The 13,649-nt window shown below is 72.4% G+C and carries 14 protein-coding genes; 10 read left to right on the top strand and 4 right to left on the bottom strand.

The genetic code is table 11. From position 1 onward, the window contains the following. The first annotated feature begins 217 nt into the window (after positions 1-217). The 3 genes from ACFVGS_RS36905 to ACFVGS_RS36895 all read left to right on the top strand — a co-directional run bounded on the left by ACFVGS_RS36905 (position 218) and on the right by ACFVGS_RS36895 (position 3,411). Positions 218-1,063, top strand: a complete 846-nt coding sequence (locus tag ACFVGS_RS36905) for a GNAT family N-acetyltransferase (protein ID WP_384420684.1) — start codon at positions 218-220, stop codon at positions 1,061-1,063. A 21-nt stretch (positions 1,064-1,084) separates the two neighbouring features. Then, positions 1,085-1,630: a GNAT family N-acetyltransferase gene (locus ACFVGS_RS36900; protein ID WP_385696803.1), complete on the top strand. Its 546-nt coding sequence runs from the start codon at positions 1,085-1,087 to the stop codon at positions 1,628-1,630. An 80-nt stretch (positions 1,631-1,710) separates the two neighbouring features. Further along, positions 1,711-3,411, top strand: a complete 1,701-nt coding sequence (locus tag ACFVGS_RS36895; RefSeq protein ID WP_384420687.1) for a proline--tRNA ligase — start codon at positions 1,711-1,713, stop codon at positions 3,409-3,411. A gap of 95 nt (positions 3,412-3,506) precedes the next feature. Here the strand turns inward: ACFVGS_RS36895 and ACFVGS_RS36890 are convergent, their stop codons facing one another. The 4 genes from ACFVGS_RS36890 to ACFVGS_RS36875 all read right to left on the bottom strand — a co-directional run bounded on the left by ACFVGS_RS36890 (position 3,507) and on the right by ACFVGS_RS36875 (position 6,442). Further along, positions 3,507-4,430, bottom strand: coding sequence for a slipin family protein (locus ACFVGS_RS36890; protein ID WP_384420689.1), 924 nt, complete (start codon positions 4,428-4,430; stop codon positions 3,507-3,509). A gap of 65 nt (positions 4,431-4,495) precedes the next feature. Next, positions 4,496-5,380 carry an aminoglycoside phosphotransferase family protein gene (locus tag ACFVGS_RS36885; protein WP_385696800.1) on the bottom strand — a complete coding sequence of 295 codons (885 nt, stop codon included), beginning with the start codon at positions 5,378-5,380 and terminating at the stop codon, positions 4,496-4,498. 82 nt (positions 5,381-5,462) lie between these two features. Next, a complete protein-coding gene (locus ACFVGS_RS36880) occupies positions 5,463-5,879 on the bottom strand; it encodes a ferritin-like domain-containing protein (RefSeq protein WP_385696797.1) in 417 nt (138 codons plus the stop codon). Next, entirely contained in the window at positions 5,876-6,442 is a 567-nt protein-coding gene (locus tag ACFVGS_RS36875; protein ID WP_384420695.1) for a hypothetical protein, read from the bottom strand. Before ACFVGS_RS36875 ends, ACFVGS_RS36880 begins: the two co-directional genes overlap by 4 nt. Positions 6,443-6,605: 163 nt before the next feature. On the opposite strand from ACFVGS_RS36875, the gene rimP reads away from it, so the two are divergent. The 7 genes from rimP (at position 6,606) to truB (ending at position 13,541) form a co-directional block, all read left to right on the top strand. Then, positions 6,606-7,112, top strand: coding sequence for a ribosome maturation factor RimP (gene rimP / locus ACFVGS_RS36870; RefSeq protein ID WP_384420696.1), 507 nt, complete (start codon positions 6,606-6,608; stop codon positions 7,110-7,112). Between the two features lie 2 nt (positions 7,113-7,114). Then, positions 7,115-8,116, top strand: a complete 1,002-nt coding sequence (gene nusA, locus ACFVGS_RS36865) for a transcription termination factor NusA (RefSeq protein WP_384420698.1) — start codon at positions 7,115-7,117, stop codon at positions 8,114-8,116. Positions 8,117-8,217: 101 nt separating this feature from the next. Continuing rightward, entirely contained in the window at positions 8,218-8,496 is a 279-nt protein-coding gene (locus tag ACFVGS_RS36860; protein WP_384420700.1) for a YlxR family protein, read from the top strand. Between the two features lie 161 nt (positions 8,497-8,657). Further along, on the top strand, positions 8,658-11,738 hold the full coding sequence (infB, locus tag ACFVGS_RS36855) for a translation initiation factor IF-2 (RefSeq protein ID WP_384420702.1): 3,081 nt from the start codon (positions 8,658-8,660) through the stop codon (positions 11,736-11,738). 143 nt (positions 11,739-11,881) lie between these two features. Then, the gene (locus ACFVGS_RS36850; protein WP_384420704.1) at positions 11,882-12,175 is read left to right on the top strand and encodes a DUF503 domain-containing protein; all 294 of its coding nucleotides are present in this window, start codon (positions 11,882-11,884) and stop codon (positions 12,173-12,175) included. Positions 12,176-12,204: 29 nt separating this feature from the next. Further along, complete coding sequence (rbfA, locus tag ACFVGS_RS36845; protein ID WP_384420706.1) at positions 12,205-12,645, top strand: 30S ribosome-binding factor RbfA; 441 nt, start codon at positions 12,205-12,207, stop codon at positions 12,643-12,645. Then, positions 12,642-13,541, top strand: a complete 900-nt coding sequence (gene truB, locus ACFVGS_RS36840) for a tRNA pseudouridine(55) synthase TruB (protein ID WP_384420708.1) — start codon at positions 12,642-12,644, stop codon at positions 13,539-13,541. The genes rbfA and truB overlap by 4 nt, the downstream gene beginning before the upstream one ends. The last annotated feature ends 108 nt before the right edge of the window (positions 13,542-13,649 follow it).

Here is a 13,649-nt window from a genome sequence, read left to right as displayed (position 1 = left end):
ACGAGGCCATGAAGATCGCCGAACAGATGGAGAAGGACGGCGTCACGAGCGGCGAGCCCACCGTCTCCGTCGCCGGCTGACCCGGCCGCCACCGGCAAGCCCCTCCCTCGGGAGGGGCTTTTCCGTACCTCCGGAACGGCGAGAAGTTCGTACCCCCTCGTCGGCGGGAACGGCGGTAAGGTGCCAGGACCAGTAGAACCGTACGGTGAGGCCCCACGTGTTGACGCAATCATCGACGCGGGTCCTCGAACCCGCCGACCTCGGCGCCGCGCTCGCCGTCCTGGACAGCGCCCCTGTCGAGAACGCCTTCGTCACCGCCCGCGTCCAGCTCGCCGGGCTCGACCCCTGGCGCCTCGGCGGCGAGATGTGGGGCTGGTACAGCGACGGACACCTCACCTCGCTGTGCTACTCCGGCGCCAACCTCGTGCCCATCTGCGCCACCCCCGAGGCCGTCCGCGCCTTCGCCGAACGGGCCCGCCGGGCCGGCCGCCGCTGCTCCTCCATCGTCGGCCCCGCCGGACCCACCGCCCAGCTGTGGCGGCTCCTCGAACCCAGCTGGGGCCCCGCCCGCGACGTCCGCGCCCACCAGCCGCTGATGGTCACCGACCGGCCCTCCGACACCGTCGAGGCGGACCCGCTGGTCCGCCGCGTCCGCAAGGACGAGATGGACGTGATCATGCCCGCGTGCGTCGCCATGTTCACCGAGGAGGTCGGCATCTCCCCGCTCGCCGGCGACGGCGGGCTGCTCTACCAGGCCCGGGTCGCCGAACTCGTCGGCTCCGGCCGCGCCTTCGCCCGCATCGAGGACGGCAAGGTCCTCTTCAAGGCCGAGATCGGCGCCGCCACCCGCCAGGCCTGCCAGATCCAGGGCGTCTGGGTCGCCCCCGAACACCGCGGCAAGGGCCTCTCCGAGACCGGCATGGCCGCCGTCCTGCGGTACGCGCTCGCCGACGTCGCACCCGTCGTCAGCCTCTACGTCAACGACTACAACGCCCCCGCCCGCGCGGCCTACCGCCGCGTCGGCTTCGAGGAGGTCGGCGCCTTCATGAGCGTGCTGTTCTGACCGGCTTGTAGGGTGCGGCGCATGGATGACACCGAGGTCGTGATCGCGCCGGTCAATCTCGCCGCACGGGTCGACGAGGCCCTCGCCGTCCAGGCCGTCGCCTTCGGCCTCGACGCGGCCGAGGTGGCCGTACGCCGCCACATCGTGCTGCGCCACCTCCTCAGCCCCGGCGCGTGCGCGTACGGTGCCACCACACCCGACGGTCGGCTCGTCGGCTTCGTCTACGGCATGCCCAACGACCGGTCCCACTGGTGGTCGACGGTGGTGGAGCCGTACCTGCGCGCCGAGGGCAACGTCGAGTGGCTCGACGGCTCCTTCGTCATCACCGAGCTGCACGTCCACCCCGACTTCCAGGGCAGGGGAGTGGGCCGCGACCTGATCACCACCATCACCGACCGGTCCGAGCTGCCGCGCTCCATCCTCTCCGCGATCGACACCGAGAGCCCCGCCCGCGGCCTGTACCGCTCGCTCGGCTACACCGACCTCGCCCGGCAGGTCCACTTCCCCAGCGCGCCCCGCCCCTACGCGGTGATGGGAGCCCCGCTGCCGCTCCGGCGCGGGAACTGATTTCACCGACCAGGGGCGACCCGGCTAACCTCCTAGCCATCACCGATTACCCGGCATTACCCGGCAGGAGTACGAGAACCATGGCCAACGCACCGGTCCAGCGCATGTCCCAGTTGATGGCGAAGACGCTGCGCGACGACCCGGCGGACGCCGAGGTCCTCAGCCACAAGCTCCTCGTCCGCGCCGGCTACGTCCGCCGCACCGCCGCGGGCATCTGGAGCTGGCTGCCCCTCGGCAAGAAGGTCCTGTCCAACGTCGAGCGCATCGTGCGCGAGGAGATGGACGCCATCGGCGCCCAGGAGGTGTCCCTCCCGGCGCTGCTGCCCCGCGAGCCCTACGAGGCCACCGGCCGCTGGGACGAGTACGGCGCGGAGCTGTTCCGCCTCCAGGACCGCAAGGGCGGCGACTACCTCCTCGGCCCGACGCACGAGGAGATCTTCACCCTGCTGGTGAAGGACCAGTGCTCGTCCTACAAGGACCTGCCGGTCACGCTCTACCAGATCCAGACGAAGTTCCGCGACGAGGCCCGCCCGCGGGCCGGCATCCTGCGCGGCCGCGAGTTCCTGATGAAGGACTCGTACTCCTTCGACCTGGAGGACGAGGGCCTGGCGAAGTCCTACGCCCTGCACCGCCAGGCCTACCAGCGCGTCTTCGAGCGCCTCGGCCTCGACTACCGCATCTGCGCGGCCACCGCCGGCGCCATGGGCGGCTCCAAGTCCGAGGAGTTCCTGGCCCCCGCCGAGGCCGGCGAGGACACCTTCGCCGACTGCCCGAACTGCGACTTCGCGGCCAACACCGAGGCGGTGTACTACGAGCTGAAGGCCGTCGACGGCTCCGCCGTGCCCGCCGCCGAGGACATCCCCACCCCGGACACCCCGACCATCGAGACGCTGGCCGCCTCCCTCGGCGTCCCGGCCTCCGCCACGCTCAAGAACCTCCTCGTGAAGGTCGACGGCGAGATCGTGGCCGTGGGCGTGCCCGGCGACCGCGAGGTCGACCTGGGCAAGGTCGAGGCGCACTTCGCCCCGGCGACCGTCGAGATGGTCACCGAGACCGACTTCGCCGAGCGCCACGACCTGGTCCGCGGCTACGTCGGCCCGCAGGGCCTGGACAAGGTGAAGTACCTCGCCGACCCGCGGGTGGCGCCGGGCACCGCCTGGATCACCGGCGCCAACAAGGACGGCATGCACGCGAAGAACGTCGTCGCGGGCCGTGACTTCGAGGTCGACGAGTACGTGGACGTCGTCGTCATCCAGGACGGCGACCCCTGCCCGAAGTGCGGCACCGGCCTGAAGCTGGACCGTGCCATCGAGATCGGCCACATCTTCCAGCTGGGCCGCAAGTACGCCGACGCCCTCAAGCTCGACGTCCTCGGCCAGAACGGCAAGCCGGTCCGCGTGACCATGGGCTCGTACGGCATCGGCGTCTCGCGCGCGGTGGCGGCGCTCGCCGAGCAGACCGCCGACGACAAGGGCCTGTGCTGGCCCGCCGAGGTCGCCCCGGCCGACGTCCACGTGGTCGCCGCCGGCAAGGCGCTCCAGACCGAGCTGGCCCTCGAGGTCTCCGACAAGCTCGCCGCCGCGGGCCTGCGGGTCCTGGTCGACGACCGCGCCGGCGTCTCCCCGGGCGTCAAGTTCACCGACGCGGAGCTCATCGGCGTCCCGAAGATCCTGGTCGCCGGCCGCCGCGCGGCGGAGGGCGTCGTGGAACTGAAGGACCGCCGCACCGGCGAGCGCGAGGAGCTCCCGGTGGACGAGGCCATCGCCCGTCTGTCGGCCTGATCCGACCCGAAGGGGCGCGACCCGCGAGGTCGCGCCCCTTCGGCGTTCCCGCCGTGCCGGTGTCGTCCCGTGCCGGCGTCGTCCCGTGCCGGGCGTCAGGAGGTCTCCTCCCTCGGCGCCGGGTCCACCGACGCGCCCGTCAGGTCCTCGATCGCGTCCACCGCGTCCGCCCGGCCGGCCAGGTACGCCTCCGTCGGCGGAGGCGGCGTCGGCGGTACCGGCGTCGGCAGGGGCGCGTAGTGGTGTCCGGCGGCCGGGGCGGCCGAGCCGCGTTCGAGGAAGCGGAGCAGCTCCACCGGGATCGGCAGCACCAGCGTCGAGTTCTTCTCGGCCGCGACGGCCATCACCGTCTGCAGCAGCCGCAGCTGCAGCGCGGACGGCGCGTCCGCCATCTGGTGCGCCGCCTCCGCCAGCTTCTTCGACGCCTGCAGCTCCGCGTCCGCGTTGATCAGCCGCGCCCGCCGCTCCCGGTCCGCCTCCGCCTGCCGGGCCATCGACCGCTTCATGGTCTCCGGCAGCGAGACGTCCTTGATCTCGACCCGGTCGATCTGCACGCCCCAGCCGATCGCCGGCGAGTCCAGCATCAGCTCCAGGCCCTGGTTGAGCTTCTCCCGGTTGGACAGCAGGTCGTCCAGGTCGCTCTTGCCGATGATCGACCGCAGCGAGGTCTGCGCCATCTGCGAGACGGCGAACCGGTAGTCCTCCACCCGCACCAGCGCCTCCGCCGCGTCCACGACCTTGAAGTAGACGACCGCGTCCACCCGCACGGTCACGTTGTCCCGGGTGATGCCCTCCTGGGCGGGGACCGGCATCGTGACGATCTGCATGTTCACCTTGTGCAGGCGGTCCACGAACGGAACGATCATGTTGAACCCGGGCTGGCGCACCTCACCGCGCAGCCGCCCGAAGCGGAACACGACGCCGCGTTCGTACTGCTTGACCACCCTGGCCGCCGCACCGGCGTACGCGGCTGCCACCGCGGCCGCTCCCACGGCGGCCATCAACAGTTCCTGGATCATCACGGCCCCCTGCCATCGAGCCGAGCCGGACGTTACAAAAAGGGTATTCCCCCTCAAGCCGTCCGCTACAACCAGCCCGCGAACTCCAGCAGCAGCTCCGCGTCCGCCCGCCGGCCCGCCGTGAGCGACCGGGTCGCGGACTCGACGGCGCGGAACAGGGTCCAGCCGCGCAGCCGCTCCCGGTCGACGTCCAGGGCGTCGGCGAGCTTGTTCACCCGGCGGCGGGCGGCCGAAGCCCCGGAGGAGGCGGCCACCAGGTCCTCCACCCGGTCCCGGACGAGTCGCGCGAGGTCGTAGGCGCGCTCGCCGACCAGCGGCTCGGGGCCGACCGCGAGCCACGGCGCCCGGTCGCCGGCCAGGACCTTGCCCTGCCGGAACTGGCCGTGCAGCAGGAGGGTCTCGGGGGACCGGGCCACCAGCTCCTCGCGCGCGGCGAGCGCGGCGGCGACCAGCTCACCCGCCTCGTCGTCGGACCGGTAGCGCTCCATGGCCTCGGCCTGCCGGTCCGTACGCCCGGCGACCGACTCGAAGCCGTGTCCGGCGGGCGGCTCCACCCACAGCTTCCGTACCGTCCCGGCGGCCTCCAGGAGGGCCTTCGCCTCCGGCAGGGAGCGCAGGGACACCTCCGGGTGCAGCCGCTCCAGGACGAGGCCGCCGTTCCCGGTCTCGCCGAGCAGCCGCGCCGCGCCCCAGCCGTTCCAGTGCGCGAGCGCGTCCCGCTCCAGGTCCGGACGGGCGAATCCGGGCGCGATCTTCACGACCGCGTCGGGAACGAGGACGACGAGGCTGCTGCGCCCGCCGGGGGCCATCACCCGTTCGGCGACGAGCCCGGCGTCCTCCAGCGTGTCCTCGGCGAGCTCCGGGAGCTCCCCGAGCCATTCGGCCGCGACAGCGTCCCCGTACGTCTCGCCGAGAGCCCGCACCAGTCGCTGCGGCGGTTCGAAACCCATGCGTGCGTTGATTCCTTCGTGTCCTTCGACGGCGCTCGGCCCGGCTCACGGTCCAAGCCCGGGGCAACTCCCCGGACAGGCCCTAGGCCCGCTCCGCGAGCCCAGGAAAGGTTACGTCGCTGCCGCGCCAGCGGGCCGCGCGCACCGCCGCCTCGCGCAGGGCCGCCGCCGCCTCGCGGCGCAGCGGGCCGTCGGCGGAGCGGACGAGGTCGGAGTAGACGCCGGCCACCCGGTCCTCCAGGACCGCCGCGAGCCGTACGGCGGCGGCCGGGTCCGGTACGGCGAACGGCAGCTCGTAGCCGCCGGCCGCGGCGACGGGGTCGCCGTCCAGGTCCCGCACGGTGCGGCGCAGCGCGTCCCGGCGGGCGCGGTGGGCCTCGTAGGCGGCGGTGGCCTCGGCGCGCCGGGCCTCGTCGACGCGGGCGCCGACGACCCCGTAGCCGTACACGGCGGCGTGCTCCGCGGCGAGTGCGGCCTGGGCCGCGTCGAGCGCGCTCATCCACGGCCCCCTTCGGTCAGCAGGTAGGCGTGCGCCGCGCCGGACGCGGCGACGGAGGCGAGCAGCCGGGCGTACTCCGGCGGCGCGGTCAGCAGCGCGGCCGTGTGGGCGTCGGCGGTCGCCCGTACGGCGGTGGTGAGGTCCCGGAGCGCCGCGGCGGGATCGGACGGCACCCGGACGAGCGCGAGGGACCGGGAGGGGGAGGGAGAAGGGGAGGCGGAGGAACTGGTGGCGGGCGAGGCGGACGCGCCGGGGGCGGGCGCCGTGCCCGCTTCGCCCAGCGCCTTCACATGGGCCGCCACCGACGCCCGCAGCGGCGCCAGCCGGGCCGCGAGGGCCGGGTGCCCTTCGATGACCGCGTCGTAGCGCAGCAGCAGGTCACGGCTGGTGCCCGCCGAGCGGGCGCGCAGCGCGGCCTCGGCGGCCGCCGCCCGTTCGGCGGCGCTCGGCTCCCTCGGGCCGTCCCCGTCGCCGTCGGACGTGCAGCCCGCGAGCGTCATCGCCGCCCCTGCCGCGCCTGCCGCGCCCGCCGTCAGGAGCGCGCGTCTGCCCACCGTCGTCACGCCTCCTCCTCCCTCGCGTGTTCGAAGATCTTCGAAGATCGCCGCAGGCGAGCGTACCCGCGACCCCCGGCCCGGTGGACGGCAACACCCTCCGGGACCGGATACCCTTTGATCTGACACGCGACGAACCCACAACAGCACACGCGGCCGAGGAGTCACCCGGATGAGCACCACCCAGAACGAACGGCTGCGCGGTCTTCTGGAGCCGCTCGTTCACGCGAAGGACCTCGACCTCGAGGAGATCGAGGTGTCCCGGGCCGGCCGTCGCGGACTGCTGAGGGTCGTCGTCGACTCGGACGAGGGCGTCGAACTCGACGTCTGCGCCGAGCTGAGCCGCGTCATCTCCGAGAAGCTCGACGAGACGGACGCGATGGGCGAGGGCGAGTACGTCCTCGAAGTCAGCTCCCCGGGCGCCGACCGTCCGCTCACCCAGCACCGTCACTACCTGCGTGCCACCGGCCGTCTGGTCAAGCTCCAGCTGACCGCCGAGGCCGGCGGCGGCGAGGTCGTCACCCGTGTCCTCGCCGTGGACGAGGACGGGCTGGACACCGAGGTGCCGGGCGTGAAGGGCCGCAAGGCGACCGCCCGCCGGATCGAGTTCTCCGAGATCGCCAAGGCGCGTGTCGAGATCGAGTTCAACCGCAAGGACAAGAAGGAAGAGGAGGCGTAGCCGTGGACATCGACGTGAAGCTCCTGAAGGGCTTGGCACAGGAGAAGGAAATCTCCTTCGAGATGCTGGTCGAGGCGATCGAGTCGGCCCTCCTCATCGCCTACCACCGCACCCCCGACGCCCGCCGCCACGCGCGCGTGGAGCTGGACCGGCAGACCGGACACGTGACGGTGTGGGCGAAGGAAGACCCCTCCGAGCTGGAGGAGGGCCAGGAGCCCAAGGACTTCGACGACACGCCGTCGGACTTCGGGCGGATCGCGGCGAGCACCGCCCGCCAGGTCATCCAGCAGCGGCTGCGCGACGCCGAGAACGACGTCACCTTCGGCGAGTACGCGCGCCGCGAGGGCGACATCGTGGCCGGCCAGGTGCAGCAGGGCAAGGACCCGCAGAACGTCCTCGTCCGGCTGGACGACCGTCTCGAGGCGATCCTGCCGAAGCAGGAGCAGGTGCCGGGCGAGGAGTACACGCACGGTCTCCGGCTGCGCACGTACGTCGTCCGGGTGGCGAAGGGTGTGCGCGGTCCGTCCGTCACCCTCTCGCGCACCCACCCCAATCTGGTGAAGAAGCTGTTCGCCCTGGAGGTGCCGGAGATCGCCGACGGTTCCGTCGAGATCGCCGCCATCGCCCGTGAGGCCGGCCACCGCACCAAGATCGCCGTCCGGTCCACCCGTTCGGGCCTGAACGCCAAGGGCGCCTGCATCGGCCCCATGGGCGGCCGGGTGCGCAACGTGATGGCGGAGCTGCTCGGCGAGAAGATCGACATCGTCGACTGGTCGGACGACCCGGCCGAGCTCGTGGCGAACGCGCTGTCACCCGCCCGGGTGTCCAAGGTCGAGATCGTCGACCTGGCGGCCCGTTCCGCCCGGGTGACGGTGCCCGACTACCAGCTGTCCCTGGCCATCGGCAAGGAGGGCCAGAACGCCCGCCTCGCCGCGCGGCTCACCGGCTGGCGGATCGACATCCGTCCGGACACCGAGCAGCAGGGCGAGGGCGCCGCCCGGTAACACGGGCGCCCGGTCCCGTACCGGCACTGATCCTTTTTGGCCAACGACTGTTCGATTTTTGCCCCGAACGGGTGAGGTCGGTACGGGGAGGTAGACTTAACGTGTCTGGCCGGACGCATGCCCGCGTGTGCCCTGAGCGAACCTGTGTGGGATGCCGGGAGCGAGCGGCCAAGAGCGATCTGCTGCGGATCGTGATGAATAAGGACGAGTGCGTTCCCGATCATCGCGGTACGCTGCCCGGCCGGGGTGCGTACGTGCACCCCGCCTTGGTCTGTCTCGACCTGGCGGTGCGCCGTCGGGCGTTCCCGCGGGCCTTTCGGGTCCAGGGGCCGCTCGACACGACGGCGCTGCGCGCGGATGTCGAGCAGACTGCACCGTAGAGATGTACGGCACAAAAGATGTACGGCACGGAACCCCGTGCGGTCAGGTACCTCGCGAGTTGGAAGTAGGTCGAGATTGCGATGAGCACTCGATGAGTACGCGATGAGTACGCCCATGAAGTAGCGACGGTCCGGCGGTAACCGGACCTAAAAGGAGCGAAGTGGCTAAGGTCCGGGTATACGAACTCGCCAAGGAGTTCGGTGTGGAGAGCAAGGTCGTCATGGCCAAGCTCCAAGAACTCGGTGAATTCGTCCGTTCGGCGTCCTCGACGATCGAGGCGCCGGTCGTGCGCAAGTTGACTGACGCGTTGCAGGGTCCCGGCGGTGGCGCCGGCAAGACCGCTGCGAAGCCTGGTGCGCCCCGCAAGGCGGCGCCCGCCCCCAAGCCCGCGGCGCCCTCCCCGGCCGCTGCGGCACGTCCCGCTGCCCCCAAGCCCGGCGCCCCGGCCCCCAAGCCGGCCCCCGCCGCGCCCGCGGCTCCGGCCACTCCGGCCGCCCCCGCGAGCAGCACCCCCTCTCCGGCTCCGGCCGCGTCGGGCCCCCGTCCGGGTCCGAAGCCCGCGCCCAAGCCGGCTCCCGCCGCGCCGGCTCCGGCCGCGCCGGAGTTCACCGCGCCTCCGTCGGCCCCGGCCGCCGGTCCGCGCCCCGGTGGTGCCACCCCCGGCCCGCGTCCGACCGCTGCCCGTCCGGGCCAGCAGTCGCCGCGTCCGGGTCAGCAGGCCCCCCGTCCCGGCCAGCAGGCCCCGCGTCCGGGCGGTCGCCCGGCCGGCCCGCGTCCGGGCAACAACCCCTTCACCTCCGGTGGCTCCACCGGCATGGCGCGCCCGCAGGCGCCCCGTCCGCAGGGTGGCGCTCCGCGTCCCGGCGGCCAGGGCGGTCCCGGCGGCGCCCCGCGCCCGCAGGGTCCCGGCGGCGTTCCCGGCGCCCCGCGCCCCCAGGGCGGCGCTCCGCGTCCGACCCCGGGCGGCATGCCCCGTCCGCAGGCTCCGCGCCCCGGCGGCGCGCCCGGCGGTAACCGTCCGAACCCGGGCATGATGCCGCAGCGTCCCGCTGCAGGCCCGCGTCCGGGCCCCGGCGGCCGTGGCCCGGGTGGCCCCGGCGGTCGTCCGGGCGGTCCCGGTGGCGGCGGCGGTCGTCCCGGCTTCGCCGGTCGTCCGGCCGGTCCCGGCGGTGGCGGCGGCGGCTTCGCCGGCCGTCCCGGTGGTCCGGGTGGCGGCGGCGGTCGTCCGGGTGGTCCCGGCGGCGGTGGCGGCGGCTTCGGCGGTCGTCCCGGCGGCTTCGGTGGTCGTCCCGGCGGCCCGGGTGGCCGTGGTGGCACGCAGGGCGCCTTCGGTCGTCCCGGCGGTCCCGCGCGTCGTGGTCGCAAGTCGAAGCGTCAGAGGCGCCAGGAGTACGAGGCCATGCAGGCCCCGTCCGTGGGCGGCGTGATGCTGCCTCGCGGTGGCGGCGAGACCATTCGCCTGTCGCGCGGTGCGTCCCTCACCGACTTCGCGGAGAAGATCGGCGCCAACCCGGCGTCGCTCGTCGCGGTCATGATGAACCTCGGCGAGATGGTCACGGCCACGCAGTCCGTCTCCGACGAGACGCTGCAGCTCCTCGGCGACGAGATGAACTACACGGTTCAGATCGTCTCCCCCGAGGAGGAGGACCGTGAGCTGCTGGAGTCCTTCGACCTCGAGTTCGGCGAGAACGAGGGCGGCGAAGAGGCCCTGGTCTCCCGTCCGCCGGTCGTGACCGTCATGGGTCACGTCGACCACGGTAAGACCCGACTCCTCGACGCGATCCGCAAGACCAACGTGGTCGCGGGCGAGGCCGGTGGCATCACCCAGCACATCGGTGCCTACCAGGTCGCGACCCAGGTCAACGACGAGGACCGCAAGATCACCTTCATCGACACCCCGGGTCACGAGGCGTTCACCGCCATGCGTGCCCGTGGTGCGAAGTCGACCGACATCGCGATCCTCGTGGTGGCGGCCAACGACGGTGTGATGCCCCAGACGATCGAGGCGCTGAACCACGCCAAGGCGGCCGACGTGCCGATCGTGGTCGCGGTCAACAAGATCGACGTCGAGGGCGCGGACCCGGTCAAGGTGCGCGGTCAGCTGACCGAGTTCGGCCTGGTGGCCGAGGAGTACGGCGGCGACACGATGTTCGTCGACATCTCCGCCAAGCAGGGTCTGAACATCGACAAGCTGCTCGAGGCCGTCGTCCTGACCGCCGACGCCGCCCTGGACCTCCGGGCCAACCCGGACCAGGACGCGCAGGGCATCGCGATCGAGTCCCACCTCGACCGCGGCCGCGGTGCGGTCTCGACCGTCCTCGTCCAGCGAGGCACGCTGCGCATCGGCGACACGATGGTCGTCGGCGACGCGTACGGCCGTGTCCGCGCGATGCTCGACGACAAGGGCAACAACGTCGAGGAGGCGACTCCGTCGACTCCGGTCCTGGTCCTGGGTCTCACCAACGTCCCGGGCGCCGGCGACAACTTCCTGGTCGTCGACGAGGACCGCACCGCCCGCCAGATCGCCGAGAAGCGCGCCGCGCGTGAGCGCAACGCCGCCTTCGCCAAGCGCGTCCGCCGGGTGTCCCTCGAGGACCTCGACAAGGTGCTCAAGGCCGGTCAGGTCCAGGAACTCAACCTCATCATCAAGGGCGACGCGTCCGGTGCGGTCGAGGCCCTGGAGTCCTCGCTGCTCCAGCTCGACGTCGGCGAAGAGGTCGACATCCGCATCCTGCACCGCGGTGTGGGTGCGGTCACCGAGTCGGACATCGACCTGGCCATGGGCTCCGACGCCATCGTCATCGGCTACAACGTCCGTGCGGCCGGCCGTGCCGCGCAGATGGCGGAGCGCGAGGGCGTCGACGTCCGGTACTACTCGGTCATCTACCAGGCGATCGAGGAGATCGAGGCGGCGCTCAAGGGCCTCCTCAAGCCGGAGTACGAAGAGGTCGAGCTCGGTACGGCGGAGATCCGCGAGGTCTTCCGCTCGTCCAAGCTGGGCAACATCGCCGGTGTCCTCATCCGCTCCGGCGAGGTCAAGCGCAACACCAAGGCGCGCCTCATCCGCGACGGCAAGGTCGTGGCGGAGAACCTCAACATCGAGGGTCTGCGTCGCTTCAAGGACGACGTCACCGAGATCCGCGAGGGCTTCGAGGGTGGTATCAACCTCGGAAACTTCAACGACATCAAGGTCGACGACGTCATCGCGACGTACGAGATGCGCGAGAAGCCGCGCGCGTAACGCACGGGACCGCGTTCGGGGCCGGTCGGCGGGAAGTATTTCCGTCGATCGGCCCCGGCCGTTGCGTGTACGGTTTTGATGTTCCTGCCGGGCGAGGGCCCGGCAGGCCGTCGAACCCGAACCGGCGGGACATCCGGCACCGCATGTACGTGGGGACCCTGTCCTTCGATCTGCTCCTCGGCGACGTTCATTCGTTGAAGGAGAAACGCTCCGTCGTCCGGCCCATCGTCGCCGAGCTCCAGCGCAAGTTCTCCGTGAGCGCGGCCGAGGTGGGCGACCAGGACCTCCATCGCAGGGCCCGCATCGGGGTCGCTCTGGTGTCCGGGGACTCGGGGTTCGTGTCGGACGTGCTCGACCGCTGCGAGCGGCTGGTCGCGGCCCGGCCCGAAGTGGAACTGCTGTCCGTGCGACGCAGGCTCCACACTGATGAAGACTGAATGAGCAAGGCAAAGAAGGAGAAGGACCAGTGGCCGACAACGCGCGGGCGAAGAAACTGGCGGACCTCATCCGGGAGGTGGTCGCCGAGAAGCTGCAGCGCGGCATCAAGGACCCGCGCCTGGGCACGCACGTGACCATCACGGACACCCGCGTCACCGGCGACCTGCGGGAGGCCACGGTCTTCTACACGGTCTACGGCGACGAGGAGGAGCGGGCCAGCGCCGCCGCCGGCCTGGAGAGCGCCAAGGGCATCCTGCGCTCGGCCGTCGGCCGGGCCGCGGGCACCAAGTTCACCCCGACGCTCACCTTCGTGGCGGACGCCCTTCCGGAGACCGCCCGGAACATCGAGGACCTGCTCGACCGGGCGCGCGCCTCGGACGCCAAGGTGCGCGAGGCGTCCTCGGGTGCCGCCTTCGCCGGTGAGGCCGACCCCTACAAGAAGCAGGGCGAGGACGAAGCCGCCGAATGAGCACCGCAGCCAAGACGCCCGACGGCCTTGTCATCGTCGACAAGCCGTCGGGCTTCACTTCGCACGACGTCGTGGCCAAGATGCGCGGGATCGCCAAGACCCGCCGCGTCGGCCACGCCGGCACGCTCGACCCCATGGCCACGGGCGTCCTCGTCCTCGGCGTGGAGCGGGCCACCAAGCTGCTCGGTCACCTCGCGCTGACCGAGAAGGAGTACCTGGGCACCATCCGCCTCGGGCAGACCACCATCACCGACGACGCCGAGGGCGAGATCACGGCGTCGGTCGACGCGTCGAAGGTCACCCGCGAGCAGATCGACGCGGGCGTGGCCGAGCTCACCGGCGACATCATGCAGGTGCCGTCGAAGGTCTCCGCGATCAAGATCGACGGCAAGCGGTCCTACGCGCGCGTGCGCGGCGGCGAGGAGTTCGAGATCCCGGCCCGCCCGGTCACCGTCTCCTCCTTCCGGGTGTACGACGTGCGCGAGGACACCGCCGAGGACGGCACGCCGGTCGTGGACCTGGTCGTCTCCGTGGTCTGCTCCTCCGGCACCTACATCCGGGCGCTCGCCCGCGACCTGGGCGCCGGTCTCGGCGTGGGCGGCCACCTGACCGCGCTGCGCCGCACCCGGGTCGGCCCGTACAAGCTGGACAGCGCCCGGACCCTGGACGAGCTCCAGCAGGACCTGACGGTCATGCCGGTCGCCGAGGCCGCGGCGGCGGCGTTCCCGCGCTGGGACGTCGACGAGCGGCGGGCCCGGCTGCTGCTGAACGGCGTACGGCTCGAGATGCCGGCGTACCCGGCGGGCCCGGTCGCCGTCTTCGGGCCGGACGGGCGGCTGCTCGCACTGGTCGAGGAGCAGCGGGGCAAGGCGAAGAGCCTGGCCGTCTTCGGCTGAGCGACCACCTCGGGCCGTCCGGCCCCGATCCGCCGGACGGGCCCGTGGCAGCGGGGGGGGGGCCGGGGGGGGGGCCCGCCCGTGCATTTTTACGGGGGGGGGCCGGGG

The sequence above is a fragment of the Streptomyces sp. NPDC127114 genome (assembly GCF_042677525.1).
Taxonomy (GTDB): domain Bacteria; phylum Actinomycetota; class Actinomycetes; order Streptomycetales; family Streptomycetaceae; genus Streptomyces.
Note: the sequence above shows the minus strand (reverse complement) of the source record. Positions and strands in the feature narration are given on the sequence as shown.